The 26,796-nt window shown below is 65.8% G+C and carries 25 protein-coding genes, 1 tRNA gene and 1 other RNA gene; 13 read left to right on the forward strand and 14 right to left on the reverse strand.

What is annotated here, in order from left to right; genetic code table 11:
* Positions 1-7: 7 nt before the first annotated feature.
* Together PGN27_RS12630 and ffs are read right to left on the reverse strand one after the other, a co-directional pair.
* Entirely contained in the window at positions 8-1,294 is a 1,287-nt protein-coding gene (locus tag PGN27_RS12630; protein WP_335326425.1) for an aspartate aminotransferase type Ic, read from the reverse strand.
* 28 nt (positions 1,295-1,322) lie between these two features.
* Positions 1,323-1,417: signal recognition particle sRNA small type (gene ffs, locus PGN27_RS12635), an RNA gene on the reverse strand.
* 81 nt (positions 1,418-1,498) lie between these two features.
* Between ffs and PGN27_RS12640 the strand changes: the two genes are divergently transcribed.
* The 4 genes from PGN27_RS12640 (at position 1,499) to PGN27_RS12655 (ending at position 4,476) form a co-directional block, all read left to right on the forward strand.
* A tRNA-Ser gene (locus PGN27_RS12640) sits at positions 1,499-1,584 on the forward strand.
* Between the two features lie 84 nt (positions 1,585-1,668).
* The gene (gene lucA / locus PGN27_RS12645; RefSeq protein WP_335326426.1) at positions 1,669-2,424 is read left to right on the forward strand and encodes a lipid uptake coordinator LucA; all 756 of its coding nucleotides are present in this window, start codon (positions 1,669-1,671) and stop codon (positions 2,422-2,424) included.
* A gap of 79 nt (positions 2,425-2,503) precedes the next feature.
* Positions 2,504-3,526 carry a S1C family serine protease gene (locus PGN27_RS12650; protein WP_335326427.1) on the forward strand — a complete coding sequence of 341 codons (1,023 nt, stop codon included), beginning with the start codon at positions 2,504-2,506 and terminating at the stop codon, positions 3,524-3,526.
* A 686-nt stretch (positions 3,527-4,212) separates the two neighbouring features.
* Positions 4,213-4,476, forward strand: coding sequence for a hypothetical protein (locus tag PGN27_RS12655; RefSeq protein ID WP_138158210.1), 264 nt, complete (start codon positions 4,213-4,215; stop codon positions 4,474-4,476).
* On the opposite strand, the gene ligD is transcribed toward PGN27_RS12655, so the two are convergent.
* The 3 genes from ligD to PGN27_RS12670 all read right to left on the reverse strand — a co-directional run bounded on the left by ligD (position 4,473) and on the right by PGN27_RS12670 (position 7,807).
* A complete protein-coding gene (ligD, locus tag PGN27_RS12660) occupies positions 4,473-5,525 on the reverse strand; it encodes a non-homologous end-joining DNA ligase (RefSeq protein WP_335328722.1) in 1,053 nt (350 codons plus the stop codon). The genes PGN27_RS12655 and ligD overlap by 4 nt on opposite strands.
* The gene (locus PGN27_RS12665; protein WP_335328723.1) at positions 5,525-6,577 is read right to left on the reverse strand and encodes an ATP-dependent DNA ligase; all 1,053 of its coding nucleotides are present in this window, start codon (positions 6,575-6,577) and stop codon (positions 5,525-5,527) included. Before PGN27_RS12665 ends, ligD begins: the two co-directional genes overlap by 1 nt.
* A 75-nt stretch (positions 6,578-6,652) precedes the next feature.
* Positions 6,653-7,807 carry an acyl-CoA dehydrogenase family protein gene (locus tag PGN27_RS12670; protein ID WP_335326428.1) on the reverse strand — a complete coding sequence of 385 codons (1,155 nt, stop codon included), beginning with the start codon at positions 7,805-7,807 and terminating at the stop codon, positions 6,653-6,655.
* Between the two features lie 58 nt (positions 7,808-7,865).
* Between PGN27_RS12670 and PGN27_RS12675 the strand changes: the two genes are divergently transcribed.
* On the forward strand, positions 7,866-8,930 hold the full coding sequence (locus tag PGN27_RS12675; protein WP_335326429.1) for a threonine aldolase family protein: 1,065 nt from the start codon (positions 7,866-7,868) through the stop codon (positions 8,928-8,930).
* Positions 8,931-8,996: 66 nt separating this feature from the next.
* Here PGN27_RS12675 and PGN27_RS12680 read toward each other — a convergent pair whose 3' ends face one another.
* Positions 8,997-10,316: an HNH endonuclease signature motif containing protein gene (locus PGN27_RS12680; RefSeq protein ID WP_335326430.1), complete on the reverse strand. Its 1,320-nt coding sequence runs from the start codon at positions 10,314-10,316 to the stop codon at positions 8,997-8,999.
* A gap of 346 nt (positions 10,317-10,662) precedes the next feature.
* Here PGN27_RS12680 and lysE point away from each other — a divergent pair, with 346 nt between their 5' ends.
* Positions 10,663-11,262, forward strand: coding sequence for an L-lysine exporter (lysE, locus tag PGN27_RS12685; RefSeq protein WP_335326431.1), 600 nt, complete (start codon positions 10,663-10,665; stop codon positions 11,260-11,262).
* A 25-nt stretch (positions 11,263-11,287) separates the two neighbouring features.
* Here lysE and PGN27_RS12690 read toward each other — a convergent pair whose 3' ends face one another.
* The gene (locus PGN27_RS12690; protein WP_335326432.1) at positions 11,288-12,166 is read right to left on the reverse strand and encodes a formylglycine-generating enzyme family protein; all 879 of its coding nucleotides are present in this window, start codon (positions 12,164-12,166) and stop codon (positions 11,288-11,290) included.
* Between the two features lie 305 nt (positions 12,167-12,471).
* Here PGN27_RS12690 and glgX point away from each other — a divergent pair, with 305 nt between their 5' ends.
* Genes glgX through PGN27_RS12705 form a run of 3 tightly spaced genes read left to right on the forward strand, consistent with a single transcriptional unit; the run spans position 12,472 to position 16,614 of the window.
* Complete coding sequence (gene glgX / locus PGN27_RS12695; RefSeq protein ID WP_335326433.1) at positions 12,472-14,622, forward strand: glycogen debranching protein GlgX; 2,151 nt, start codon at positions 12,472-12,474, stop codon at positions 14,620-14,622.
* Between the two features lie 28 nt (positions 14,623-14,650).
* Complete coding sequence (locus PGN27_RS12700) at positions 14,651-15,451, forward strand: alpha/beta fold hydrolase (RefSeq protein WP_335326434.1); 801 nt, start codon at positions 14,651-14,653, stop codon at positions 15,449-15,451.
* Positions 15,448-16,614 carry a SpoIIE family protein phosphatase gene (locus PGN27_RS12705; protein WP_335326435.1) on the forward strand — a complete coding sequence of 389 codons (1,167 nt, stop codon included), beginning with the start codon at positions 15,448-15,450 and terminating at the stop codon, positions 16,612-16,614. The genes PGN27_RS12700 and PGN27_RS12705 overlap by 4 nt, the downstream gene beginning before the upstream one ends.
* 6 nt (positions 16,615-16,620) lie before the next feature.
* Here the strand turns inward: PGN27_RS12705 and PGN27_RS12710 are convergent, their stop codons facing one another.
* The 3 genes from PGN27_RS12710 to PGN27_RS12720 are packed head-to-tail and all read right to left on the reverse strand — an operon-like array spanning position 16,621 to position 19,132.
* Positions 16,621-17,472, reverse strand: a complete 852-nt coding sequence (locus tag PGN27_RS12710; RefSeq protein WP_335326436.1) for a metal ABC transporter permease — start codon at positions 17,470-17,472, stop codon at positions 16,621-16,623.
* Complete coding sequence (locus tag PGN27_RS12715) at positions 17,469-18,206, reverse strand: metal ABC transporter ATP-binding protein (protein WP_335326437.1); 738 nt, start codon at positions 18,204-18,206, stop codon at positions 17,469-17,471. The genes PGN27_RS12710 and PGN27_RS12715 overlap by 4 nt, the downstream gene beginning before the upstream one ends.
* Positions 18,206-19,132, reverse strand: a complete 927-nt coding sequence (locus PGN27_RS12720) for a metal ABC transporter substrate-binding protein (protein ID WP_335326438.1) — start codon at positions 19,130-19,132, stop codon at positions 18,206-18,208. Before PGN27_RS12720 ends, PGN27_RS12715 begins: the two co-directional genes overlap by 1 nt.
* A gap of 121 nt (positions 19,133-19,253) precedes the next feature.
* Here PGN27_RS12720 and PGN27_RS12725 point away from each other — a divergent pair, with 121 nt between their 5' ends.
* Both PGN27_RS12725 and PGN27_RS12730 read left to right on the forward strand, forming a co-directional pair.
* Entirely contained in the window at positions 19,254-19,505 is a 252-nt protein-coding gene (locus PGN27_RS12725; protein ID WP_335326439.1) for a hypothetical protein, read from the forward strand.
* The gene (locus PGN27_RS12730; RefSeq protein ID WP_335326440.1) at positions 19,469-20,185 is read left to right on the forward strand and encodes an alpha/beta hydrolase family protein; all 717 of its coding nucleotides are present in this window, start codon (positions 19,469-19,471) and stop codon (positions 20,183-20,185) included. Before PGN27_RS12725 ends, PGN27_RS12730 begins: the two co-directional genes overlap by 37 nt.
* Before the next feature lie 15 nt (positions 20,186-20,200).
* Here PGN27_RS12730 and PGN27_RS12735 read toward each other — a convergent pair whose 3' ends face one another.
* Both PGN27_RS12735 and PGN27_RS12740 read right to left on the reverse strand, forming a co-directional pair.
* The gene (locus tag PGN27_RS12735) at positions 20,201-21,637 is read right to left on the reverse strand and encodes a DHA2 family efflux MFS transporter permease subunit (protein WP_335326441.1); all 1,437 of its coding nucleotides are present in this window, start codon (positions 21,635-21,637) and stop codon (positions 20,201-20,203) included.
* A gap of 123 nt (positions 21,638-21,760) precedes the next feature.
* Positions 21,761-22,900, reverse strand: coding sequence for a hypothetical protein (locus PGN27_RS12740; RefSeq protein ID WP_335326442.1), 1,140 nt, complete (start codon positions 22,898-22,900; stop codon positions 21,761-21,763).
* A 64-nt stretch (positions 22,901-22,964) separates the two neighbouring features.
* Between PGN27_RS12740 and PGN27_RS12745 the strand changes: the two genes are divergently transcribed.
* Complete coding sequence (locus tag PGN27_RS12745; RefSeq protein ID WP_335326443.1) at positions 22,965-23,618, forward strand: L,D-transpeptidase family protein; 654 nt, start codon at positions 22,965-22,967, stop codon at positions 23,616-23,618.
* A gap of 14 nt (positions 23,619-23,632) precedes the next feature.
* Here PGN27_RS12745 and PGN27_RS12750 read toward each other — a convergent pair whose 3' ends face one another.
* Entirely contained in the window at positions 23,633-24,586 is a 954-nt protein-coding gene (locus PGN27_RS12750) for a TIGR03557 family F420-dependent LLM class oxidoreductase (RefSeq protein WP_335326444.1), read from the reverse strand.
* Positions 24,587-24,669: 83 nt separating this feature from the next.
* On the opposite strand from PGN27_RS12750, the gene PGN27_RS12755 reads away from it, so the two are divergent.
* On the forward strand, positions 24,670-25,134 hold the full coding sequence (locus PGN27_RS12755) for a hypothetical protein (RefSeq protein WP_335326445.1): 465 nt from the start codon (positions 24,670-24,672) through the stop codon (positions 25,132-25,134).
* Here PGN27_RS12755 and PGN27_RS12760 read toward each other — a convergent pair.
* Positions 25,119-26,540, reverse strand: coding sequence for an APC family permease (locus PGN27_RS12760; RefSeq protein ID WP_335326446.1), 1,422 nt, complete (start codon positions 26,538-26,540; stop codon positions 25,119-25,121). The two genes, PGN27_RS12755 and PGN27_RS12760, sit on opposite strands and share 16 nt — an antisense overlap.
* Positions 26,541-26,796: the final 256 nt, after the last annotated feature.

Here is a 26,796-nt window from a genome sequence, read left to right on the forward strand (position 1 = left end):
CGGCCGACTAGTCGCGCGCCAGCAGCGCTTCGGTGGCCGACAGCAGCGCGCAGGTCGACAGACCGTCGATCGCCGAACGCAGGTCGGACTCCGAGGGGAAGCTCGGCGCGATACGAATGTTCTTGTCCTCGGGGTCTTTTCCGTACGGGAACGCCGCACCGGCGGCCGTGACGGCGATACCGGCGTCCTTGGCCAGCGCGATGGTCCGCTTGGCGGTCCCCGGGAGGACATCGAGGCTGACGAAATAGCCGCCCTTGGGATCGGTCCAGCTGGCGATCTTCGAATCCCCGAGCCGGTCTTCGAGGATCTCGGCGACCAGTGCGAACTTCGGCGCCAGCAGCTCACGGTGCTTCTGCATGTGCGCGCGGGCACCGGCGGCATCGCCGAAGAAGCGAAGATGACGCAGCTGGTTGACCTTGTCCGGACCGATCGACTTCTTGGCGGCGTGCTGTAGGTACCAGGCGATCGTGGCGTCGGAGCCGCCGAAGAAGCTCACCCCGGCTCCGGCGAAGGTCATCTTCGACGTAGAGGCGAACACCAGCGGCCGGTTCTCGTTACCGGCCTCGGCCGCCAGCCCGAGCACATCGACCTGCTCGGCGAATTCGGGCGTGATGGTGTGCACGGCATAGGCGTTGTCCCAGAACAACCGGAAGTCCGGAGCGGCCGTCGGCATCTGAACGAGCCGGCGCACGACCTCTGGCGAATAGGTGGTGCCGGTCGGGTTCGAGTAGACCGGCACGCACCACATGCCCTTCACGGCGGGGTCGTGGGCGACCAGTTCCTCGATGAGGTCGACATCGGGTCCGTCCTCGCGCAGCGGAACCGGGATCATCTCGATGCCATAGCTCTCGGTGATCGCGAAGTGCCGGTCGTACCCCGGGGCCGGGCAGAGGAATTTGACACCCGGTTCCTGCGACCACGGTCGGGGCGACTCCACACCGCCTCGTAGCAGGGAGAACACGACCGAGTCGTGCATGAACTCAAGGCTGGCATTGTTCCCGGCGATCAGATTGGACGCCGGGATGCCGAGCAGCTCACCGAAGATGGCGCGCAGTTCGGGCAGCCCGTGCAGGCCGCCGTAGTTGCGGGTGTCCGTGCCGTCGGCGTCCCGATAGGCGTCGCGACCGTTGCCGGGCAACTCCAGCAGACGGTTGGAAAGGTCGAGCTGCTCGGGAGACGGTTTCCCCCTGGTGAGGTCGAGCTGCAGGCCTTGGGCCTTGAGCTCCGCATAATTACGCTGCTGCAGTTCATGCTGCGCAGACAGTTCGTCACGGCCGAGGGACTCAAACGACACTGCGGGCCTTTCCGACAAGCCGTGAACATGAAGGGGACCCCGCGCACCCGCCAGAGCCCATTGACCCTTGCTGCCTTCCGGCCCTGGGGGAGTTCACAGGATGGACGCCGCGCGGGGTCCGAGTGACGAGTGTAGTACCCCTTCGAGATCCGCAAGACCGGTGGTTGGTCGGAGCTGGTCCCGCGGTCGGCTAACATGGCCGACGGAGGATTCGCCTAGTGGCCTATGGCGCTCGCCTGGAACGCGGGTTGGGTTAACAGCCCTCAGGGGTTCAAATCCCCTATCCTCCGCCGTTGGTCCGGGGCGTGATCGAGAACATCGCGGTCACGCCCCGGGACCACAACGATCGTCCGGGCGGACGTCAAGGGAGGAATATGCGGCGCGGTATCGCATCGCTATGGCACGCGTCGTCGCTGGTGATCGCCGGGGCTCTCTATTTTCTCTTCGTCCTGCCCCGCTGGTTCGAGCTGACCGGCCAGTGGCCCGCGACGCTGGGCACGGTCATGCGCATCGTGTGCGGCGTGTTGGTGGTCCTCACCGCGTTGCCGGTGCTGCTGACGCTGCAGCGAACCCGCAAGCCCGAACTCGGCACCCCGACCCTGGCCCTGCAGCTTCGGGTGTGGTCGATCGTCGGCCATGTCGCAGCGGGTCTGTTGATTCTCGGCGCGGGCATCAGTGAGATCTGGCTGGACCTGGACAATGTCGGCCAATGGCTTTTCGGCATCTACGGGGCAGCGGCGGCTCTCGCACTGCTCGGCGCGTTCGCCTTCTACCTGGCTTTCGTCGCCGAACTGCCACCTCCGCCGCCCAAACCGCTGGCCCCCAAGCGCGAGAAGCGTGGTCGCAAGACCGAAGCCGTCGAAGAAACCGCAGCGGCCGAGCCCGAGGCCGGGCCCGAGATCGAGGCCTCCGAGGCGGACACGGCTGAGGCAGAGTCCGAAAAAACAAAGTCCGACCAAACAGAGTCCGACGACGCCGCGACCGACGAGAAGACGGCCGACGCCACCGAGCCGGAAGAGACCGACGAGTCGGAAGCAACGGATGAACCCGCGGGCAAGCTGCGTAACCGCCGGCCTGCCGGCAAGACCCGCCGGACCCGCACCCGAGGCGGAGTCGCGACCGAGAGCTGACGGGCTCTGCGCCTGCTGACGTCGACAGTTCGCACTGGTGCAGTCAGTATTGAGGTTCAACCTGCAGAATGGGCGACACATGGGCATAGTCCACGTAACACGCTGGATCACGGCATCGGCGGTGTTTTTATCGCTGGCACTACTGGTCCCCGCCGGTTCTGCGAGTGCCGAACCCCTTGATGTCGCGGCCGCGGCCGACCGCGTCGAGCCGTCTGTGGTCCGTATCGACACCATCGTCGACTACCAGCACATCCTGGGTACCGGCACCGGCATCGTGCTCGATCCCGACGGCCAGGTCCTCACCAATTACCACGTCGTCCAAGGTGCAGACGTGATCAGCGCGGTGGTCGGCGGCGCCACCTATGGCGCCGACATCCTGGGTTATGACCGCGGCCGCGATATCGCCGTCCTCCAGCTCCGCGGCGCCGGTGGACTGGCGCCGGCACCGGTGGGGGATTCGGCGCGTCTCGTGGTCGGTGAACCAGTGGTGGCCATCGGAAATGCCCAGGGCAGCGCCAATCCACTGACCCGTGAGTTCGGCTCCATCTCCGCCCTCGGCCGCACGATCAGCGCCGAGGACGAGTTGTCCGGCACTGCGACCGAGATGACCGGTCTGTTCGAATTCGCCGCACCGGTGCGAGCGGGCGACTCCGGCGGACCCGTGGTGAACGCTGCCGGAGAGATCGTCGGGGTGACCACCGCAGCGTCGGTCAACTTCCGGATGGGCCCAGGCGGCGAGGGCTATGCCATCCCGATCAACGAGGCGATGAGCATCGCCAACCAGATCCGATCCAGGACTCCGTCCGACACGGTGCACATCGGCCCGCCCACTCTGCTCGGAGTCGGCGTCAGCAGCGCCGAGCAGCATGAGTCGTTCCCAGGCGTCCTCGTTCACGATGTGATGCCCGACGGGCCCGCGGCCGGTGCAGGCTTGGCGAACGGGGACGTCATCCTGACGATCGACGGCGTGCGGATCGAATCCGCCGCCGATCTCACCCGCGTGCTCGATCGGCACTATCCGGGCGACGTCCTGGACCTCACCTGGGTCGACCGGGCCGGCCAACACCGACTCGGCAAGGCCGCCCTGCTGGCAGGCGTCTGACCTCGACAGGTCGGTATCAGGCCGCGACACGCGGCAAACGGATGTCCCATGTGGAAATCCACCAATCATTCCGACGTTCGGGGCGGGCATCGCGGCGCCGTTGCTGGCAATGCTCCGGCGATGACAGGTGATCTACGCGACATCATCTAGAAAAGGTGTCGGCGCGCACAGATTTCAGCGGCCCAACGATGAATCCCGCCACGTCGGCGGTCCGGTCAGCGCCGCGGCCGCGCGCATGGCACTCACACGATGCCCTTGCCGCGGACGCGGTACTTCACCGCACGGATCTCGGGCCGCGACATCAGGCGCCCAGAAATCGTCGTGATCAGCGGTTATAGATATCGCAGGTCGAACCGGGGCCGGTTCGGAACCGTCATCTGCTTTCGACCTGCGACCATTCGCCGTGTCGGTGCCCGGATGGGGCCGGCCCTAGGGCGCGGAGGCCGCCAGACCTGCCCGCCGCGGGCGCGAAGGCAGCTCCAATTTTCCGCCGCCGACCCCGCGCGCTCTGGCAACGAACTGAGAGGTTGCTGGGGTCCCTTTGCCTCTTTGACCTGGCAAATGTCGGCAAACACAGGATCCACACAGCCCTTCCGCCAAGATCGGGCGGGGGCTACATTTAGCTGAACATCGCCGGCCAGGTTGTGGCTGGCACGATCCGCTTCGCCGGTGAGAGGGGAGACACCGTGGTCGAAACGGCAGTCGTCGCGTACCTGATCGGTTGGGTGGTCAGTACCGCCATCATCTTCATGGCCAGCCGACGCCTCAACGACCCCGCCAATCCCGTTCCGCACGGGCTGCTCCTCAGCGCCGTGGCGGGCACCATGTGGCCACTGCTCTTGCTCGGTGCGGCGGAGTTCAGCTCGGTCGCGGTCGCCTCCAGCGCCGCCTCGCACCTGAAGACCGAAACGCAAGAGCTCGTCGGCGCCGGAGTCGTCCCGCTCCGCTAATCGGTAATCCGGTTTCCGTCGGCATCCCAGTGCTCGGCGACCTTCTTACTCGGCTGCACACGCGGTGGTTCGCCCGGCATCTTCGGATAGCTGGGCGGGTAGGGCAAGTCCCCGAGACCACGCTCCTGCTCATCGGCAGAGGCCAGCTCCAATAAGCCCTCCAGCGAATGCGCGGTGTCGTCAATGCCGGCCCATGGATCTTCGCGCCGGGCAACGATATCGGGAACGGTCGCAATGGTGTAATCATCTGGATCGGCATCGGCCAGATCGTCCCAACTCAGCGGCATCGACACCGTCGCGATCGGTGTCTTACGAAGTGAGTACGCCGACGCGAAGGTCCGGTCCCTGGCGTTCTGGTTGTAGTCGATGAACAGCCGCTCGCCACGCTCCTCCTTCCACCAGCTGGTGGTCACCGCGTCGGGTGCGCGGCGCTCGACCTCGCGAGCCAGCGCGATGCCGGCCCGCCGCACCGCGATGAAGTCCCAGTCGGGTCGGATGCGCACGAACACGTGCACACCGCGCCCTCCGGACGTCTTGGGATATCCGACCAGCCCCAACGAGTCCAGCACCGGTTTGAGCACGTCGACGGCGATCTCACGCGCCTGTGCGAATCCGGTTCCGGGCTGGGGGTCCAGATCGATGCGCAGTTCGTCGGGGTGCTCGGTGTCCGGGCAGCGCACCTGCCACGGGTGCATGGTGATGGTCCCCATCTGGGCTGCCCATACGATCGCCGACGGGTGGGTGATCTTGAGTGCGTCCGCGGTACGCCCCGAGGGAAACGTGACGGTGCAGGTCTGCAGGTAATCGGGGTGCTTCTGCGGTACGCGCTTCTGGTAGATCTCCTCACCGTCGATGCCGTCGGGAAAACGTTGCAGGTGCACGGGGCGGTCACGCAGCAGCGCGACCATCGGCTCGGCCACCGCCAGGTAATAGTCGACAACCTTGCCTTTGGCGCCGTCGGCGCCCAGCGCAGGGAAGTAGATCTTGTCCGGATTGGTGAGCCGCACCGCGACTCCATCGACGTCGAGTTCTGTCGCAGGACGTGCCATCATCGGGTCTCCAATATGTCGCGCAGGTCGTAATTCATCGGGACGTCGAGTTGGTCGAAGGTACAGCTGGAGGGGTCGCGGTCGGGGCGCCAGCGCATGAACTTCACGGCATGCCGGAATCGGCGCTCACCGGTGTTGCCCTCCATCTGGTCATAGGCCACCTCGCAGACCCTCTCCGGCCGCACCGGAATCCACCGCTTGTCGGCCGCGGAGTTCCACCTACTCGGTTCGCCGTCGCGGACGTCGTCGCCGATGCGCAGCGGCTCAAGTTCTGCCAACAACGACACCCGCGCCTTGGCGGTGAACGAGGCTGCCCCACCGACCATCTGGAGTTCACCGTCATTGCGATAGAGACCCAGCAGGATGGATCCGATGCCTTCACCGCTCTTGTGGATGCGATAGCCGATAGCCACGCAGTCAGCATCGCGACGGTGTTTGACCTTGACCATCTCGCGCTTACCCGGCAGATAGGGTCCCTCAAGGCGTTTCGCGATCACCCCGTCCAGACCGGCACCCTCGAACTCGCGCAACCACTGTGCACCAAGGCTGGAATCCTCGGTGGTGCGGGTGACATGGCACCAGTCCCGTTCGTCGACGGCGTCGATCAGCGCTTCTCTGCGCAGTCGGAACGAGTCCTGCATCAGCGATGCGTCGCCTACAGCGAGAGCGTCGAAGCCTATGAAATGGGCCGGGGTCTCCTTCGAGAGTTTGTTGATGCGGCTCTCGGCGGGATGGATGCGCTGGCTCAGCGACTCCCAGTCCAGCCGGGTCCTGCCCGCGATATCCCGCGGCACCACGATCTCACCGTCCAGCACGCACCGCGGGGCGATCTCCGCACGCACAGCCTCGATGACCTCCGGAAAGTACCGGCCCAGGTCTTTTCCGCTGCGTGACAGCAGCACCACGGCGTCCCTGTCGCGGAAGACCAGCGCCCGGAAACCGTCCCACTTCGGCTCATAGGACCACGTGCCCGTATCGGTGGGCACTGAGGTCTGCGCCTTCGCCAACATCGGCTCCAGCGGCGGCATGACCGGTAGATCCACGACATTCATGTTCACGTAGACCCGAGTACCCCGACAATCTCATCGCGGCACCGATTGGAACAAATCGTCGTGATCAAGTGCGGCTCAGATACTCAGCCCACCGCGTTTGACGAGTTGCTTTGCGATGACGCCCTTCTGGATCTCGTTGGTGCCCTCTCCCACGATCATCAGTGGGGCGTCTCGGAAGTAGCGCTCGATGTCGTACTCGGTCGAGTACCCGTACCCACCGTGTACTCGTACCGCATCCAACGCGATCTGCATGGCCGCCTCCGAGCAGAACAGTTTCGCCATGCCGGCCTCCATGTCCACCCGCTGGCCCGAGTCGAATTTCTCTGCCGCCGACAGCAACAGCGCCCGCGCCGCGGCAAGTTTTGTGGCCATTTCGGCGAGCATGTTGCCGACGGCCTGATGCTCCCAGATCGGCTTTCCGAAGCTCTCCCGGTCCTGTGAGTATCGGAGGGCATCGTCGAAAGCCGCCCGAGCAACACCGGTCGCCCGCGCGGCAACCTGAAGTCGGCCCACCTCAAGGCCTTTCATCATCTGCGCGAACCCCCTACCTTCGTCCGCACCCAGCAGCGCGGTAACGGGGACGCGCGCGTCGGTGAAGTTCAGCTCGCAGGCTTCGACGCCCTTGTAACCGAGTTTGGGTAGGTCCTTGGAAATGGTGAATCCCGACTCCTTCTCGACGAGCAGAATGGATACGCCCTTGTGCGTCGGGTCTGCGTCCGGATCGGTCTTGCACAGCAGCGCGATCACGTCCGAACGGCGCGCATTCGAGATCCAGGTCTTGGACCCGTTGATCACGTAGTCCTCGCCATCGCGGCGGGCCACCGTGCGCATGGCTTGCAGATCCGAGCCACCACCGGGCTCGGTGAGCGCCATCGTGGCCCTTATTTCGCCGGTGGCCATCCGGGGCAGATACTGCTGTTTCTGCTCCTCGGTGCCGAACAGGAGAATCAGCTTGGACACCACGGTGTGGCCGCCCATCGCACCGGCCAGACTCATCCAGCCGCGGGCCAATTCCTCGGCGACCCGCACGTAACAAGGCATGGACACCGCGCCGAATCCGTAGGGCTCCGGGATGGAGAGCCCGAAGATTCCGATCTCCTTCATCGTGTCGATGAGGTCCTCGGGGTAGGTGTTGGCGTGCTCGAGTTCGTGCACCACCGGCCTGACCTGCTTGTCGACGAACTCTCGGACGGTTTCGACGATCGCCTCTTCTTCGGCCGCGAGCACCATGAGAGCAATGTATCGGCTACGCGGCGGACCGACCGCGACCGCTGGAAGGATGGATCCCGTGCCCATCACCACACTTCACGATCCCGATCGGCGCGGTTTCGCCAGCGACAACTATGCGGGCGCGCATCCCGAGGTCGTCGCCGCGATCACCGCGGCCAACGGCGGACACGAGATCGCCTATGGCCAGGACGCGTACACCGTCCGACTGCAGGAGGTCATCCGCGACCACTTCGGTCCGGCCGCCGAGACTTTCCCCGTCTTCAACGGGACCGGTGCCAATGTGGTGGCGTTGACCGGTCTGCTTCCGCGCTGGGGCGCGGTGATCACGGCACAGACCGCCCACATCAACACCGACGAGGCCGGCGCCCCGGAACGGGTGATGGGCCACAAACTCCTGACGGTGCCGACGCCCGATGGCAAGCTGACCCCCGACCTGATCGCTCGCGAGGCATACGGCTGGGGTGACGAGCACCGGGCCCAACCCCTGGCCGTCAGCATCACCCAGTCCACCGAGATGGGCACGCTCTACACCCCGGACGAGGTCCGTGCCGTGGCCGAGTTCGCCCACTCCCGTGGGATGTCGGTGCATGTGGACGGGGCGCGATTGTGGAATGCGGCCGCCGCTCTCGACGTTCCGTTCCGGGAGTTCACCACCGAGGCCGGCGTCGACGTGGTCAGTCTCGGCGGCACCAAGAACGGGCTGTTGGCCGCCGAGGCGGTGGTGGTGCTGGACCCCGACCGCGTCTCGGGGTTGGTCTACTTACGCAAGCTCACCATGCAGCTGTCGAGCAAGATGCGCTTCGCTTCAGCGCAGCTGCTGAGTCTGTTCGATGACGAGCTGGGACTGCGCAGCGCGCGACATGCCAACGCGATGGCCGCCCGACTGCGCACCGCCCTGGAAGCCGACCCGCCTCCCGGACTCACCTTTACCCAGGAGACCCAGGCCAACGCTATCTTCGCGATCATCCCGAACGGCGCCGCCGATCGCATTCGCGAACAGGTTCGTTTCTACGACTGGGACCGGGCCCGCGGCGAGGTGCGCTGGATGACCGCCTGGGACACCACCACCGAGGATGTCGACGAATTCGTCGACGTGATCCGTGCGGAGTTGCAGCGGGGCTAGGCCCACCCACAGGGGCGGTTTCTCTGTTCAGTTGTCAAGGTGCGCTGTGGCTTTGGGCGCTTTGGGTTATGCGGCGGTCGGTAGGTCGGTCATGGTGCGTCGGGCCTGCGATCGCAGATGCTCCGGTTCGGGTTCCCCGGGTGTGCGGGGTGGGATGAACCAGGGATGGCGATCCCTACCGAGATAGACCCGCCAGCCACCGTGATGGATCACGCCGTGATGCAGCCGACACAACAACACCCCGTTGTCCACACTCGTTGTGCCCCCGGCGCTCCAGGGTTGGATGTGGTGGGCATCGCACCAGGACACCGGGCGTCCACACCCCGGATGGGCACACCCACCATCACGCACGCCGAGTGCTGTGCGGATGGCCGGGGTGAACAGCCGTTCGGCCCGGCCGACGTCCAGCGGTACTCCGGTGTGGTCGACGACCACCGAGGTCAACGTCGCGTCACAGGCGATCAGGTCCGCGGTCGCGGCGCTGACCGGTCCGGCGAACCCGAGCCGATCCACCGCGCCCCCACTCACCCCCGGGTGCACCGGACGGATGAGGGTGACGTGTGGGAGCACCCCGCCGGACATCGGACGCCGCGACTGCGACAAATAGGTGCGCAGCACCTGCCCGATCGCCTCCGCCCGCCGGGTATCAATGGACCGCGGGTCCGGAGAGCCGTCCGGCAAGGGCACCGGTCGGCACAACGGATCCAACGCCGCACACAGCTCTTCCCCGGTCCCGACATCCAGGTCGAGAATGGCCTCAAACCGGCCCTCGGCGTTCTGGACCAAGGTCATCACATTCAGCGTGGTGTCTTCGGCGACCGGCACCACCCGCTCCTCGGGCGGAAGACTCGCGGCGCGGTCGAGGGCGATCGCCCTCGCCTTCGCCGCCACCTCGGCCGGGGTGGTCTGCACCATCAACGCGCGCACCACCGCCGCCCGATCGTCGTCGGATAAGGGCACCCGAGCCTCGATATGGGTGACACCTTTGCCGACGGCGTCGGCGAACTCGATACCGATCCCACCCAACCGCTGCGCGGTCGTCAACGCCCCCAAAGACGGGGCCATCCGCCCGACCCGTACCGCGCGGGTCGCCGCACCCGGGGCCATGCCCAACAACCGGAGCAGGTCAGTCCCGGTGCGCAGGTGCCGCCGCCCCGGCACACCCGCCCGCTCAGCCGCGGCCACCGCCGAAGCGATCACAAAATCCAGCAGATTCCGCGCCGACACCGCCGCAACCAACACCGCCAATAACGCCTGGTCATCGACCACCGGCCGAGCACAATCCAGCAACCGACCCAAGCCCGGCCCGACATCATCCTCCGAGGGCACCGCAGCGAGATCATCGATCAACGCATCAACAAACACATCAAGACAGGTGGCGTCCACAACGGAAACCGACTTCCCCCACAGCACCCAACCAAGGGCACCATCAAACACACACAGCCCGCACGACCCCCGGACAGGGACCGTCGAACCTCGCGGCGACCGAAGTCGCGGTCTGCGGCTCACCGGATCCGAGGATCGGGAACCGCGGCGCATTCGAACTTGTGTTCGACACTACGCCGAATACCGCAGCTGCGCAAGGGGGTAGCGTCATTACCTCCCAGTTCCGGCGCGAGGGAATCTACAAATCTCCCGAGCACCCCGCGGCGCCGACATACATAAGCAGTTCTTAACCAATGTAAGAATCATTAGCTGTACTGGATACCCGCAGAAGCTTAGCGTCGTCACCATGGCTTCACCGCTGTTCGTCGGCTTCCTGACCACCATGGCGCTCATCGCCGCCATCGGCGCCCAGAATGCGTTCGTGCTGCGTCAAGGCATCCGCGGCGAGCATGTCGTGCCGGTCATCGCACTGTGCACGGTGTCGGACCTGATCCTGATCGCGGCGGGCATCGCCGGCGTCGGCGCGCTCGTCACCGCCCACCCCACCGCCATCACCGTCGTCAAACTCGGCGGCGCGGCCTTCCTCATCGGATACGGCCTGCTGGCCGCACGCCGCGCGCTACGGCCGAGCGGATTGGCGCCGGCCGAGCAGACCCCGACCCGACTCATCGAAGTGTTGCTCACTGCGGCGGCCTTGACCTGGCTCAACCCGCATGTCTACCTGGACACCGTCGTGCTGTTGGGATCTCTTGCCAACGAGCACCACGAGCAGCGGTGGCTTTTCGGTGCGGGCGCCGTCGTCGCGAGCGCGTTGTGGTTCACGAGCCTGGGTCTGGGGGCGCGCAAGCTGGCCGGCCTGTTCGCGAAACCGGCCACCTGGCGCGTGCTCGATATCGTGATTGCGGTGGTGATGGTCGGCCTCGGGGCATGGATGGCCTTGTCCTGAACGGCTTTACGCCGCCAACAGCCTGTCAGGCTATACAGCGGAAGCCGATATGGGTGGTCGCACTGTCCTGGGACTGAGCAGAGCGTGCCGCCGGTCGATAGCGATGGCAGTACTCCGGTGCGCACAGGTGTGAGCCGCCCTTGAGCGTCTGGCTGACGGTCGGGTCACCGGACGGTGATGGCGGGCAGCAGCCATTGTCGGCGCCACCGTCGACGCGATGGTGTCGACTGAACCGGGTGGTGGTCCACTCCCACACATTGCCGATCATGTCGACGAGACCGAAATCATTCGGCGGGAATGCGCCGACCGGAGAGGTGCCCGACCAGCCCAGTGCGCCGTCGTTGCGATACGGGAATCGCCCCTGCCAGGTATTCGCCATCAGTCGACCGTCCGGGCACACCTGCTCACCCCAGGCATACGTGGTGTCGGAACCCGCTCGCGCCGCATACTCCCACTGCGATTCGGTGGGCAGTCGGCGGCCCGCCCAGGCGGCGTATGCGGCAGCATCCGGGTAGGCGACCTGTACCACGGGGTGGTCTGGACGGTCGGCATGAGACGAGTCGCCGCCGAAGGGCCTCCGCCAGCACGCGCCCGGTTCCCAGACCCACCACTGCCGCCAGTCCGCGAGGTTCACCGGACCGCCCGTCGGCCGGAAAACGAGGGCGCCCGGGCCCAGGTCGCTCGCCGGAACACCCGGAAAATCGGCCGGCTTTAAGGGACGCTCGGCAATGGTCAGATACCCGGTGGCCGAGACGAACTCGGCGAACTGCGCATTGGTCACCGGATGGCGTTCGATCTGGAACGGCCCGACCGTGACGGTGTGGACCGGGGCCTCCTCGGGATAGAAGGCGGTCGACCCCATTCGGTAGGTGCCACCCGGGAGGGAGACCAGTTCGGTCAGCATTGTGCCAGCGTAAACATTGACGCGCCGTGCGCGCCATCAATCCTGTTTCTGCACAGCACCTTCGGCGACACGGGCACGTTCGGGATTCCGACCGGGATGGAGGCAGGTGGCGAGACCGGGGCCGATGGTGCAGGGTTGTGTCACGACGCGGCGATGCGCGATCGGGTCCGTACCGGTCGTGATGGAACTCGCAGAATAGACACGGCCGTCAACGGGTACTCCCGTGCTCCGGAGCCACGCGCACGTTCGTCATCGAAGCTGAACATTGCGATGTGTCCGACAGAGTTCGACAGAGAAGGAACCCCATGCCGGAAACGCTCGACCCGACACCGTCCACACCGACCCAGGAGGTGTGGCCCGGGAAGGCCTATCCACTGGGAGCCTCCTACGACGGCTCCGGGACCAATTTCGCCCTGTTCAGCGAGGTCGCCGAGAAGGTCGAGCTCTGCCTGTTCGACGCCGACGGGAACGAGACGCGCTACCGGCTTCCCGAGGTCGACGGGTTCATCTGGCATGGCTTTCTTCCGACCATCGAGCCTGGTCAGCGCTATGGGTATCGGGTGCACGGACCGCACGACCCGGCCAACGGACACCGCTGCAATCCGAACAAGCTGCTGCTGGACCCCTACGCCAAGGCCATCGACGGAACGTTCCAGTGGGACCAGTCGCTTTTCGGGTACAACTTCGGTGAACCCGACAGCCGCAACGACGCGGACTCGGCCGCCAGCATGCCCAAGTCGGTGGTCATCAACCCGTACTTCGACTGGGGCGTGGACCGTCCACCGCAGCGTGAATACGCCGACAGTTTCATCTACGAGGCCCACGTCAAAGGCTTGACCCAGACTCATCCGGACATCCCGGACGCCATTCGCGGCACCTACGCCGCGATCGGGCATCCGTCGATCATCGCCCACCTGCAGTCTCTCGGCGTGACCGCGATCGAGCTGATGCCGGTGCACCACTTCGCCAACGACTCGACGCTGATCGACAAGGGCCTGTCCAACTACTGGGGGTACAACACCATCGGCTTCTTCGCCCCCGACGCCAAGTACTCCTCCAGCTCGACCCCCGGTGGTCAGGTTCAGGAGTTCAAGGCCATGGTGCGCACTCTGCACGAGGCCGGCATCGAGGTGATCCTCGACGTGGTCTACAACCACACGGCCGAGGGCAACCATCTGGGCCCGACCCTGTCGATGCGTGGCATCGACAACTGTGCGTACTACCGACTGGTCGATGATGACAAGCGCTATTACATGGACTACACCGGTACCGGCAACAGCCTCAACGTCGGCCACCCGCACTCGCTGCAGCTGATCATGGATTCGCTGCGTTACTGGGTGACCGAGATGCACGTCGACGGGTTCCGCTTCGACCTGGCCTCCACGCTGGCCCGTGAGTTCTATGACGTGGACAAGCTGTCGACATTCTTCGAACTCGTCCAGCAGGATCCCACGGTCAGCCAGGTCAAGTTGATCGCAGAGCCTTGGGATGTGGGGCCGGGCGGCTACCAGGTGGGAAACTTCCCACCCCAGTGGACGGAGTGGAACGGCAAATACCGCGACACGGTGCGCGACTTCTGGCGCGGCGAGGCGGGCAGTCTCGGTGAGTTCGCGTCCCGGCTCACCGGCTCGGCCGATCTGTACGAGCACACCGCGCGCCGACCGGTCGCCTCGATCAACTTCGTGATCGCCCACGACGGATTCACCCTGCGCGACCTGGTGTCCTACAACGAAAAGCACAACGAGGCCAACGGCGAGGACAACAACGACGGCGAGAGCCACAATCGGTCGTGGAATTGCGGAGTCGAAGGCCCCACCGACGACCCCGAGGTCCTGGCGCTGCGCGCCCAGCAGGAACGCAACTTCCTGACCACCCTGCTGTTGTCGCAGGGCGTGCCGATGATCTGCCATGGTGACGAACTCGGCCGCACCCAAGGTGGTAACAACAACGGGTACTGCCAGGACAATGAGATCACCTGGGTTAACTGGGCCGATGCCGATCAGGGGCTGCTGGATTTCACCGCCAAACTGGCACAGCTGCGCGCCGAGCACCCGGTGTTCCGCCGCCGCAGGTTCTTCAATGGCCGCCCGGTGCGCCAGCGCGGGTCCGAGGCACTGCCCGACATCTCCTGGTTCCGCCCCGACGGATCGGAGATGAGCGACGAGGACTGGGACACCGGGTTCGGCAAATCCATCGCGATCTTCCTGAACGGCAACGGCATACCCGATCTGGATGTGCGTGGCCAGCGGGTGACCGATGATTCGTTCGTGGTCTGCTTCAACGGACATCACGAGCCGATGGAGTTCACGCTGCCCCCGTCCGAGTTCGGGCAGGCCTGGGCGCCGGTGGTGGACACCGCGGCCACACCGGAGGTGGCCGAGGAGGCTGTGCCTGCCGGAGCGGCGCGTAAGGTCGCCGCGCGGTCGGTGACGGTATTCCAACAGGTGACCGACTGATTCCTGGCGCGCCCTATGCTGAGCGATCATGAGCGCGCGCGTGCGGAACAACATCACCGAGGTCGGCTGCGCCGATGCGCCCGTGCTGCTCCTGGCGCACGGGTTCGGGTGTGATCAGAACCTGTGGCGTCCGGTCGTCGAAGGATTGCGTTCGCGGTTCCGGATGGTGCTCTTCGACCACGTCGGCTCCGGGGCCTCGGACCCGGCGGCCTGGGACCCGGAGCGGTACGCGCAGCTGTCCGGCTATGCCGACGATGTTCTCGACATCGTCGAGGAGCTCGATCTCACCGAGGTGATCTTCGTGGGGCATTCGGTGGCCGCCATGATCGGGGCGCTGGCCATCATCGACCGGCCCGATCGGTTCGCCAAGCTGGTCATGGTGACCCCGTCGCCGCGCTATATCGATGACGGTGACTACCGGGGCGGCTTCTCCCCCGATGACATCGACGAGCTGCTGGAATCGATGGACGCCAACTATCTGGGCTGGTCCAGTTCCATGGCGCCGGTCATCATGGGCGATCCCGACCGGCCCGATCTGCACGATGAACTCGAAGCGGCCTTCTGCCGAACGGACCCGGAACGGGCACGCGTGTTCGCGCGGGCAACCTTCCTCTCGGACAACCGCTCCGATCTGGCGAAGATCCCGGTGCCGACGCTGGTGATCGAGTGCTCACAGGATGTCATCGCGCCGCGGGAGGTGGGCGCATTCGTGCACCGGCACGTGCCGGACAGCACGTTGGTCACCCTCGACGCGATAGGTCACTGCCCGCATGTCAGCGCTCCAGAGGCCACCGCAATCGCCATAGCGGACTTCGCCATCCGGACATGACCGAGCCGGGCGCCGCGGACTTCTGGGATGACTCGCCGTCGGGGCACGTGCTGCTGGCGGCGGATGGCCGCATCATCGCCGCGAATGCCACCTTCGCCGGCTGGTTGGGCTATCCGCGGGAGTCACTGCGAGATCGGTTCTTCGCCGACCTGCTCACGGTGGGCGGCCAGATTCATTATGAAACGCACTTCGTTCCGATGCTGCGGATGACGGGAGCCCTGGACGGGGTGACCGTCGATCTGCGCGCCGCCGACGATTCACGACTGCCGATGTTCCTGACCGCGAACGTCAAACCCGCCTCCGGTAGCCAGCCCGAGCTGTGGCGCGTCACCGCCGTCGATGCCAGCGACCGGCGCGCGTACGAGCGCGAGCTGCTGGAGCAGCGGCGCCGCGCCGAGCAGGAACGGGAACGGGCGCGGTCCTTTGCCGACACCCTTCGCCGCTCGTTGCGCCCGCCGCTGTTGTCGCCGCCCGCCGGGCTCCACGCAGCCGACCACTTCCATGCCGCCGCCGACGAAGACGTCGGGGGCGATTTCTACGACCTGTTTCCGCTGTCCACCGATACCTGGGGGTTCTTCCTCGGCGATGTCTCGGGCAAGGGTGTCGACGCCGCGGTGATCACCGGGTTGACCCGCTACGTGCTGCGTTCGGCTGCAGTGTTCGACGCCGATCCCCTCCGCGTACTGCAGAACCTCAACACCGTGCTCCATCAACGGCTCGAGGTGGCGGCGCACCGGATGTGCACGGTGGTCTATGGCAACCTGACTCGGCGTGGGTCCGGCTTCGATGTCGAACTCGCCAGCGCCGGGCACCCGCCGCCGCTGCTGCTCGGCGCAGACGGTCAGGCCTACTACGTCGACACCGTCGGCGGCCAGGCCGTCGGATTGGTCGAGGACCCACACTTTCTTTCTGTGCGAATGCATCTCGGCCCCGGGGACACCCTGGTGCTGTACACCGACGGTCTGCCGGACGCACGCGTCGGGCCAGGTACCGAACGCTTCGACGACGACGGCAAGGCCCTGCTGCGTTTCGCCGCCACGCACACGCCCACCGGTCCCGCCGAGATCGTCGATGCCATCCGTGCTCTGTTGGCCGAAATGGGCTCCGGGGTCGATGACGACGTCGCGGTGTTGGCGCTGGGTGTGCCTGGCCGGCCGGCGTGACCCGAATCAGCGTGCGGTGGAACGCAGTCGGGTCGCCAGCAGACCGTGCCGAGGACCGAACAGGTAGGCCATCGCGAACGCGGCGCCGTTGATGAGCACCACCATGGGCCCGGAAGCAGTGTCGAGGTAGTAGCTGGCGTACAACCCGACCAGCGCACTACCGGACGCGATGGCCGGCGCGATCACCAACATCCGACCGAACCGGTCGGTCAACAGGTACGCCGTCGCGCCGGGAGTGATGAGCAGCGCCACGACCAGAACGACGCCGACCGCCTGCAGTGCGACGACCGATGTCAGCGCGAGCAACCCCAGCAGGGCCGCGCTGAGCACCCGGGGGCTGATGCCGACCGCGTGGGCGTGGCTCGGATCGAAGGCGTACAACGTGAAATCGCGGCGCTTGACGACCAACACTGCGAGCACGATCGCGCCGAGCACCGCGACCTGCAGGAGATCCGACCGGGAAACCCCGAGCAGATTGCCGAAGATGATGTGGTTCAAGTCGATCTGACTCGGCGTGATCGAGATGAGGACCAAACCCAACGCGAACAGCGTCGTGAAGACCACGCCGATGGCGGCATCTTCCTTGGTGCGGCTGGTATCTCGCACCACACCGATCAGCGCCACCGCGGCGAACCCGAAGACGATGGCGCCCAGGGCGAACGGGGCACCGAGGATGTAGGCGAGCACCACCCCGGGCAACACCGCGTGCGAGACCGCGTCGCCCATCAGCGACCAGCCGATCAACACCAGCCAGCACGAGAGTGTGGCGCAGACGACCGAGGCGATCAACGTTGTCGCGAGGGCCCGCACCATGAACTCCAGCTGCAGCGGCTCGGCGAGGAAATCGAGGACACTCATCGGGCATCCGCATCGGTCGCGCCGAGCCCGAAGGCGCGCGCAAGATTCTGTGGTTGCAGCACCACGTCAGGACGATCGTGCAGGAGCACGGTGTTCATCAGCAGCACGGCCTCATCGGCGAGATCGGGAAGCGCCCGCAGATCGTGTGTGGACACCAGAATGGTGACGCCACCGTCGGCAAGGCTGCGCAGCAGGGCGCTGATGGTCGCTTCGCTGCGGGTATCCACCCCGGCGAAAGGTTCGTCCAGCAACAGCAGTTCGGCCTCTTGAGCGATACACCGCGCCAGAAAGGCCCGCTTGCGCTGGCCGCCGGAGAGCTGCCCGATCTGGCGATGGCGGTACTCGCCGAGTTCGACGCGCTCCAATGCCTGGTCGACGGCCCGTTTGTCCGCGGTGCGCGCCCGTCTGGTCGGCCCCATCCGCCCGTACCGACCGGTCATGACGACATCGTGGACCGATAGCGGGAAGGCCCAGTCGATGGCCTCGCTCTGCGGCATGTACCCGACCACGCCCGTCTTTCGGGCACGCGCCGGATCCTGCCCGAAGATCCGCACCGCGCCGTCGTCCGGGCGCACCAGGCCCATGATGGCCTTGAACAGCGTGGACTTTCCGGATCCGTTCATCCCGACCAGACCGCACACGCGACCCGGTTCGATGGTCACCGTGGCATTCCCGAGGGCCAGGACGGGTCCGTACCGCACCGTGATCGAGTCCACCTCAAGCGCAGGGACCATCACGGCACCCGGTTGGCGGTCAGTGCGGTCGCGATGGTGTCTGCATCGTGCCGGATCAGATCAAGATAGGTCGGGACGGGTCCGTCTGCCGCAGAGAGCGAGTCGACATAGAGCACGCCGCCGAAGGTCGTACCGGTCGCCTCCACGACCCGTTGCATGGCGGCATCGGACACCGTCGACTCGCAGAACACGGCAGGCACATTGTTGGTCCTGACGAAGTCGATGGCCGACGCGATCTGTTGCGGAGTGGCCTGCTGCTCAGCGTTGACCGCCCAGATGTACTTCTCCGTCAGGCCGGCATCGCGGGCCAGATACGAGAAGGCGCCCTCGCAGGTCACCAGTGCGCGCTCCCCGGCGGGCAGTGACTCGAGTTCGCTGACCAGTTCGTCGTGGACCTGCTGGAGTTGGCCGCGGTAGGCGGCGGCGTTGGCCCGGTAGTCCCCGGCATGCGCGGGATCGAGTGTGGCGAAGGCCTCCGCCATGTTGTCGGCGTACTTCTGGACGTTCAGCGGTGACATCCATGCATGCGGATTCGGCATGCCGGCGTACGCGTCATCGGCGATGTCGACCGGGGCTACCCCGTCGCTGACCACGACATGCGGGACGTCGATACCGTCGACGAACTTGGCGAACCACGCCTCCAGATTCAGGCCGTTGTCCAGGATCAGATCTGCCCTGGCCGCCTTCTTGATGTCACCTGGCGTGGGTTCATAGCCATGGATCTCCGCGCCGGGTTTGGTGATCGACTCGACGTTCAGATGCTCGCCGGCCACGTTGGCCGCGATATCGGCCAGCACCGTGAAGGTGGTGAGGACGGTCGGCCGATCCCCCGACCTGGAGTCCGCGCCGGCCTCGCAGCCCGCCGCCACGAGCACAACGATCGCGGCCGCCACACATCGGGTGACCCACGACCGACCCATCGTCATTTCGCTCACTCCACTCGGAAATTTCGGTTGGCCGAAACCTTAATGTGGAGCGGTCGCATCGGCAAGACGCCACCTGACCTGCGGGCGTTTGGCCATGGGCGTTTCCGGCTACCGCTGCACAATGACCGACACGACCGATACATCTACGAACGGCGTCATCGACGATGTCGCACCCGGCGACATCGTCTCGCTGGCCGACCGCGCGGGCGCCCACAAGGTGGTGCACAAGGAAGAGGTGGACGCGGGCTACCTCGTCACGTTCGAGACCGACGACGGTGAGACGTTCCAGCTCGAGCTGGCCGCCGGGACCCCGGCTCAGCGGACATTGGAATCCAAATGGGAGTCCACCCAGAGCCCGACCCCGCATTCGTGAGCCGGCCGGTGCGCACCGTGGAGTACGCGCCGGGCCGGTGCGCCGACGTCTACGGCACCCCGGGACCGGCGACCGCATTGCTGTGGCATGGCACGCAGACCGATTCCCGTTCGGCCGTCCGAACGCTGGCCGAAGTCCTCGCCGAGCGCGGCCTGGCCGTCATCGCCGCCGACTGGGACTCCCATGCACTCGATGCGGGACGTGCCGATCTCCTGGCATCGGCACGGTTCGCTACGCAACAGGCAGCAGGAAGCGCCCTCACCGTGATCGGCTGGTCGCTGGGCGGTGTCGCCGCGGCAGGCCTGACCTTGCGTGCCTCGGAACTCGATATCGCAGTGGGACATACCGTATGTCTCGGTGGCGCATTCTGGGCCGACGACCCGATCTCCGGCGGCGTTGTACAGTCCGGGGCGCCGGCGGGCGCCACACCCACCCCGTTCACCTTGCTCACCGGGGACGCAGATGCCGTGGTGCCGGCATCGGCATCGATCGAGTTCGCGACCGAGTTACGGGTCATCGGCTGGCCCGCAGAGGTCATCGAGGTGGCCGCCGACCACGGGTCGATCGCTGGCGCACACTACCTCGCCGCCGACGACCGATACGAGGCCGCCGACGACCCACAAACCCATGCCGTCGTCGAAACAGTCGCCGAGGTCATCATGACCCGGATCGGGGTTTAGACAGCGGCAGGCATATCAGTGCACCGGTGTGCCACCGGCCTGGCTCGGCTGCGCGGCGGTGAAGAAGGCGCCCACCACCGCGACCGCACCGATGATGGCCGCTGCCACGAACGCCGCGTGCACACCCGGCATGTCCGGGGCGCCACCAGAAGTGGACGCCTTGGCCATGACGGTCACGAACAGGGCGGTGCCGGCGGCGCCCGCCACTTGCTGCAAGGTGGTCATGATGGCGCTGCCGTGCGAATAGAGCCGATCCGGTAGCACGCCGAGCGCATCCGTCATCAGCGGTGTGAACATCATGGCCAGGCCGACCATCATGATCGTCTGCAACACAACGAGTTCCCAGAGGGGCGTGGCGGCCGACATCAGAGCGAAGCCGCACAACGCCAGGAACAACATGATCGAGCCCGGCACCACCAGCCTGCGCGCTCCGTGGCGGTCGTACACCCTACCGACCAGTGGCCCAGCCATTCCCATCAACAGACCGCCGGGCAGACTCGTCAGCCCCGCGGCCAGAGCACTGCGCCCCAGCACATCCTGGACGTACAGCGGGATCATGATGATTGCGCCGAACAGGCCCATGAAACCGATGACCACCAGACCCACCGATACCGCAAACCGTCGATACGTGAAAGGCGTCAGGTCCAGGAATGCGCGCTGCACCCGTTGCAACTGCAGCTGACGCGCCCCGAAGGCGAGCATGGCAACCGTTCCCACCACCAACGGAATCCATGCCGGCACGCCCTGCCCACCGTGACCGCCGAGTTCGGAGAGTCCGAAAACCAAGCCGGCGAACGCAATTGCCGACAGCGGTACCGATACTGCGTCGATCGGGGTGTGCTGTTCCCGATCATCGGCGACGCGCAACCACGCCAGACCTGCCGCGAATGCGAGCAGGGCGATGGGCAACACGATCCAGAACGTCCACCGCCAGTTCAGCGATCCGAGGATGATGCCGGACAGTGTCGGCCCGATCGCGGGGGCGACCGCGATCACGATCGAGATGGTGCCCATCGTCTGCCCGCGCCGCTCGGCGGGGATCAGTTTCATGACCGTCGTCATCAACAGCGGCACCATCACGGCCGTGCCGCAGGCCTGAACGATACGACCGGCCAACAGGGCCGGAAATCCCGGAGCCATGGCGGCGATCAAGGTGCCGGCGCTGAACAGTGACATCGCGGAGGTGAAGATGGTGCGTACCGAGAAGCGTTGCAGCAGTGAGCCGGACATGGGGATGACCACCGCCATGGTCAACAAGAAGCCGCTTGTCAACCATTGGGCGGTACGAGCCGCAATGTCCAGGTCGACGATCAGCACCGGCAACGCGACGCTCATGATCGTCTCGTTGAGGATCATGACGAAGGCGGAGAACACCAGCAACGCGATGATCACCGCCGCGCTCGGCGGGGCTTTCGGCAGCGCTTCGGTACGCACGATGGGCCCGGTACTCAAATCAAACTCCCTGGATTACCGCACGCGCGATGCGGTGCGGCCTTCCAGGGTAGGCGCGCAGGCATCGGTCGGGAAATCGATTATCCGGCCGTTGCGGTAGAGCGTCGAAGTCGGTGCTTATCGTCAGCCCGAGACGGCCCGGTAACGGTGTCGGGCAGCGACCGCCAACTCCATATCCGCCAGCAGCGGGTCGAGGAAGTCTCTGCGATACTCACCGTCGCCGACCGCCCGCGCGCTGACATACATGAACGTCAGAGCCGTCAACAATGCCGTGACGTGCAGGTGCGCAACCGACACCGGTAACGTCACATCGAACCAGACGCTCTGCGTGCCGGCACCGCCGGTGAGCTTCTCGGACACCACGGGGTTCAACACGATCAAGCCCATGGCGAAGAACACCGCACCGGTGATCGCGGCGAGGATCACCATCTGCGTCACCTGTGAGATGGTGGCCGCCAGAAGGAGATTGGCGCGCTCACCGCGGCTCAGCGGGCCGCTTTCCGCAACCTGTGGCATCGTCGCAAACGTTGTATCGGCCAAACCTTCGTGCCCGGCCGATCCGGCGGTCGTCGGCAGGTGGTCGCTGATGCCCGAGACGAGGAACCCCATCGCGATCACAGCCAGGAAGCCCACGAGCAGCGTCATCCGCGCCACATCGAGGTTCGAGGCGATAGCCCAGACAACGGAGTTGAAGAACACGAGCACCGTGAGCAGCACCACCGGCAACGCTCGGACGATGAGTCGTCCCGCCGAGCGGAGCTGGCGCACCGCGACGCGGGCCGACCAGCCCAGAATCGATCCGACACCGGTTCCGGTACCAATCAGAATGCCCGCAACCACGGACAGATCGACCGCGATATCCCGCAGCACATCGGCCACATCATCACCGGGCCAATCCGAGCAGACACCGACCACCACCGCGCCGACCGCGGCGAGCCTCCGGCCGCCGGCGCCGTGAATCCGTCCGACACCATATCCGGCGAGCGCCATCGCGATCGGGATGCACACCAGCACGCCCAGAGCCGCCCACTGCGACATCGTCGGGTCGTCATCGATGTCGATATCACGGTCACCCGAGGCGATGGTCACCACGAGGCTCAGCAGCATCAGCACGGCCCACGCGGTCAACCCGGGGGCCGAGCGCGGCAGAACACCTCGCCACCGGGCCCGTGCCGGCACCGCCGACGGGAGGCCCCGGTGCAGAAACCACGCCTCGGCTGCCCGCGTCGCGTCGGCGCTCGGTGTCGTCCCGGATATCGGCATGGGTGCAAAGCTATCCGGCCGGACACGCACAATGGGGAAAGGATCCACGAGAGGACATCACGGTATGGGCAAGGAACTGCGACGACTGGCATCCGGCGCCGCGCTTGTGCTGCTCGGCATGATGACCGCACCGCCCGCGTCGGCCCAGCCGACACAGTCCCAGCTGATCACGGTGCAGGCACCGAGTGCGGACTCGCCGGTCGGGACGCTCACCGCCTACGAGATGGTCGGCCGCGACTGGCAGCAGGTGATCGGGCCGATACCGGCCGATCTCGGGGAACTGGGTGTGGGTGAGCCTCAGGATGACGTCTTCCGCACTCCGCTGGGCACCTTCCCGCTCGGGATGGCGTTCGGACGCGAACCCGATCCGGGCACCGCACTGCCCTACACGCGCGTGGACGACCAGGACTGGTGGGATGAGGACGTCGACTCTCCCACCTACAACACCCTTGTGCGCTCACCGACCAAGCCGTCCAAGGACGCGGAGAATCTGGGCTCTTCGGGTGCGATGTATGACTACGCCGTGCTGATCGACCACAACCCCGCCCGGATCCCCGGCCGGTCGGCAGGCATCTTTCTCCATGTGACCGACGGCGAACCCACCTGGGGCTGTATCGCCGTGGCCCGCGACGATATGCGGGCGCTACTGCAGTGGCTCGATCCGGCGGCGTCGCCGCGCATCACCATCGGCATCGGCGAGCAGGCGCTGCCCGCCTGATGGCCGATGCGCCGTCAGCGCAGCTGGGGTAGTACATCGCGCTGCCAGGCCGCGAAGAAGCCGTCCATATCCGGACCGATCTGTGAGACGTAGACCTCGTCGATGTCCGCGTCGAGATATTGACGGACCTGCGCGGCGTGCTGATCCGGATTCGGCCCACAGGCCACCGATTCGGCGATCTCGGATTTGGGAACCAACTGTTGCAGGGCAGCGAAATCCTTTGGCCGCGGAAGGATCTGCGCCGTCTGACCGGGCAGGCCCTGGTTACCCCAGATCCGGTGCGCGGTGTCGACCGCCACATCGGCGTTTCGATCCCAGCACACTTTCGTGCCCGCCTGTACCGGCTTGTCACCGCCCCCTGATTCCCGAAAGATCTCGACCAGATTCGCTTCGGGCGTCACCAGTACGTAGCCGTCACCGATGCGGCCTGCCAATTCGGCGGCCTGCGGACCGAATCCGGACACATAGATCGGCAGCGGCTGCTCCGGACGGGTGTAGATACGCGCCTCCTGCACTTCGTAGTGCACACCGTGGTGGCTGACCTCGTCACCACCGAGAAGCAAGCGGATCACCTCGAGGGATTCCTCCAGCATCTCCAGCCGCACACCGACCGAGGGCCACGGGTCACCGAGGATGTGCTCGTTGAGAGCCTCGCCGCTGCCGACACCGAGCACGAACTTCCCGTCGAGCTGTACCGCGGCGGTTGCCGCCGCCTGGGCGATGATCGCGGGGTGGATCCGCATGGTCGGGCATGTCACTGCGGTCGACACCGGCAATGAGGTGGCTTCCGACAACGCACCGATGACACCCCAGACGAACGAGCTCTGCCCCTGTTCGTCGTTCCACGGATGAAAATGATCCGAGATCCAGAGTGCCTCGAAACCCGCGTCCTCAGCACGTTTTGCCTGGTCAACAAGCTCTTGAGGGGTGAACTGCTCGCTGGAGAGGAAGTACCCGATCTTTGCCATGGCGCAGGACTACCCCGCCGCGCCGCGTTTACTCGCCACCCGGCTCCGGGTAACCCGCGGTCAACCGGAGGAGGTCAACACACATGCGACAGGGAAAGCATGCGCGACGCACGCCGCGCAGCACGACCATCAGCCTGGCGATCTCCTTCGCCGTCGCGTTCGCTGCGGTGGCCACCGCGCTGGTGATGCACGCGATGGGTACGCAGCAACCGGCTCCGCTGCAACCGGCTGCCATCCCGGTGGCCCACGCTGTCCAACCCGTGATCGTCCAACCCGTGATGCAGGACGGCCGACTGATCGCCGTGTCGCCGACGTCCCTGACGGCGTTGGGCCCCGACGGGGTGGCACGTACCTTCCGCATCGATGATCAGACCCACGGGATAACCGCCAGCGGCAGTCAGGTCGGCGGGACCGCTGCGGCGTTCGCGGTGAACGACGAAGTGTCGATCGTCGGCGTCGCCCGAGGCGATGAGAAGATTGCCACCACGGTCGTCCATCGCGAGGCCACGAACCTCAACGGGCCGCCGATGGACTACGCGCTCCCTTGATCGGCGTCCGCCGGACCTCGACGTTGCACGAACCACCACAGCATTACACCGCCGGCGAGGATCGACAACGCGATACCCAGCTCCAACACGCCGCCGTATCCGGTGATGGAAAACCCTGTCGCTCCCACCACCAGTAGCACCGCGAGCAGGGCAGAGAGAGCCACCGACAGCGGCACGAAGGCGCGCGGCAACCGAATGGGCCTGGCCGCGTCTGGACGGTCCTTCCGCAGCAGCGCGAAGCCGGCCAGAGCCAGCACGTGGGCCAGGATGTAGCCGAGATTGCCGGTCACGATGATGGCCAGGGGCTGCTGAAGCACCACCAGCAGAACGATATTGAGCACCAACATCACATTCAGCGCCCGCACCGGTACACCCCGGCTGTTGAGCTTGCCCATTGCCCGGACGGTGATGCCCTCCTTGCCCATGTTGAACAGCACCCGGGAGGCGTCGGCGACAGAGGTCAACATCACTAGCACCAGTGATGCGATGAGGCACAACACCATTACGTCCGCGCCGGCGCCGGTCAGTTGCGAGAAGCTGGCGACGAAGAATGTCGAGGGGTTCTCGCTGATCGCCTGCTCTCCGGCGAATCCGCCGAGCGTCAGCGGGACGAGAAAGAACACCCCTAGGCAGAACAATGCGGAGGCGCGGATCGCGCGCGCGGTGTCGCGGACGGGATCACGGTACTCCGAGGCGAACGTCGCGCAGACTTCGATACCCAATGTCGTCCATGCCATCACGTACAGCCAGACGATCGCCGTGTGCAGGCCCTCCCACCCGTGCAGATTCCAGGTCAGATCCATGGGTGCCCAGTCGGCGCTGAAGAGCGGGAGTACGACGAATACCGCCAGTGGCACCATCAAGATTGCGGCGGTCACATAGACGAATGCCATCGTGACCCGTACTCCGACGATGTTGATCCCGTACAGCACGAAGATGACGATCAGCCCGACGACGATCGGGAAGCTCAGATGCAGCGGCCCGAAGTCCATCGCCCACTGCTGTTCCGGGAACCACTGCGACTGTACGAGCAGGCCGGTGAACGACCCGTACGTGGCCAGATTCGATCCCCACGGCAGCCAGTAACCCACGCCCGCCAACGGGGCGAACCACGGGACCCGCTTCTTCCATGCCTCGGCCGCGTATCCCGAGATACCGCCGGAGGCATCCGGGAACATCGCAGCCAGTTCGATGTAGATCCAGTTCACTGCCATCGAAATCGCCATCGAGATCGCCCACAACACCGCCGCACCCCAGCCGCCCAGGCCGGCGATCGACGCGCCCAAGGTGGCCACCAGTGCCGCGGGCATCGTCATGGCCATGGCGAAACCGTCGAACCAGCGCATCTTCCGAGGCAGCACTTCGTCTACCGAATGCAGTGCAGCGGGATCATCCCTGGTCGCCATGCGATCCTCCAGTGTTCTCAGAAACGAATCCCCGACATCGATGTCGGGCGTATCAAGCAGGTGCGGCCCCGGAATGGGCCATTGTCGCGTATCGCTCTGTTCCGGAAGTGTTCTCACGGATCTTCGGCGTGGTTCACACGCTAGCCGCACACGTGCGTCGCCGCATCAGATAGACGAAAATTGTTCGAGGTCAACATATTCTAGCCAGATCAGCACGCATGCAGAGCTCCGGACCGACCGCAGGATCGCTCCGGAG

The organism is Mycolicibacterium neoaurum, from assembly GCF_036946495.1.
In the GTDB taxonomy this organism is placed as follows: Bacteria; Actinomycetota; Actinomycetes; order Mycobacteriales; family Mycobacteriaceae; genus Mycobacterium; species Mycobacterium neoaurum_B.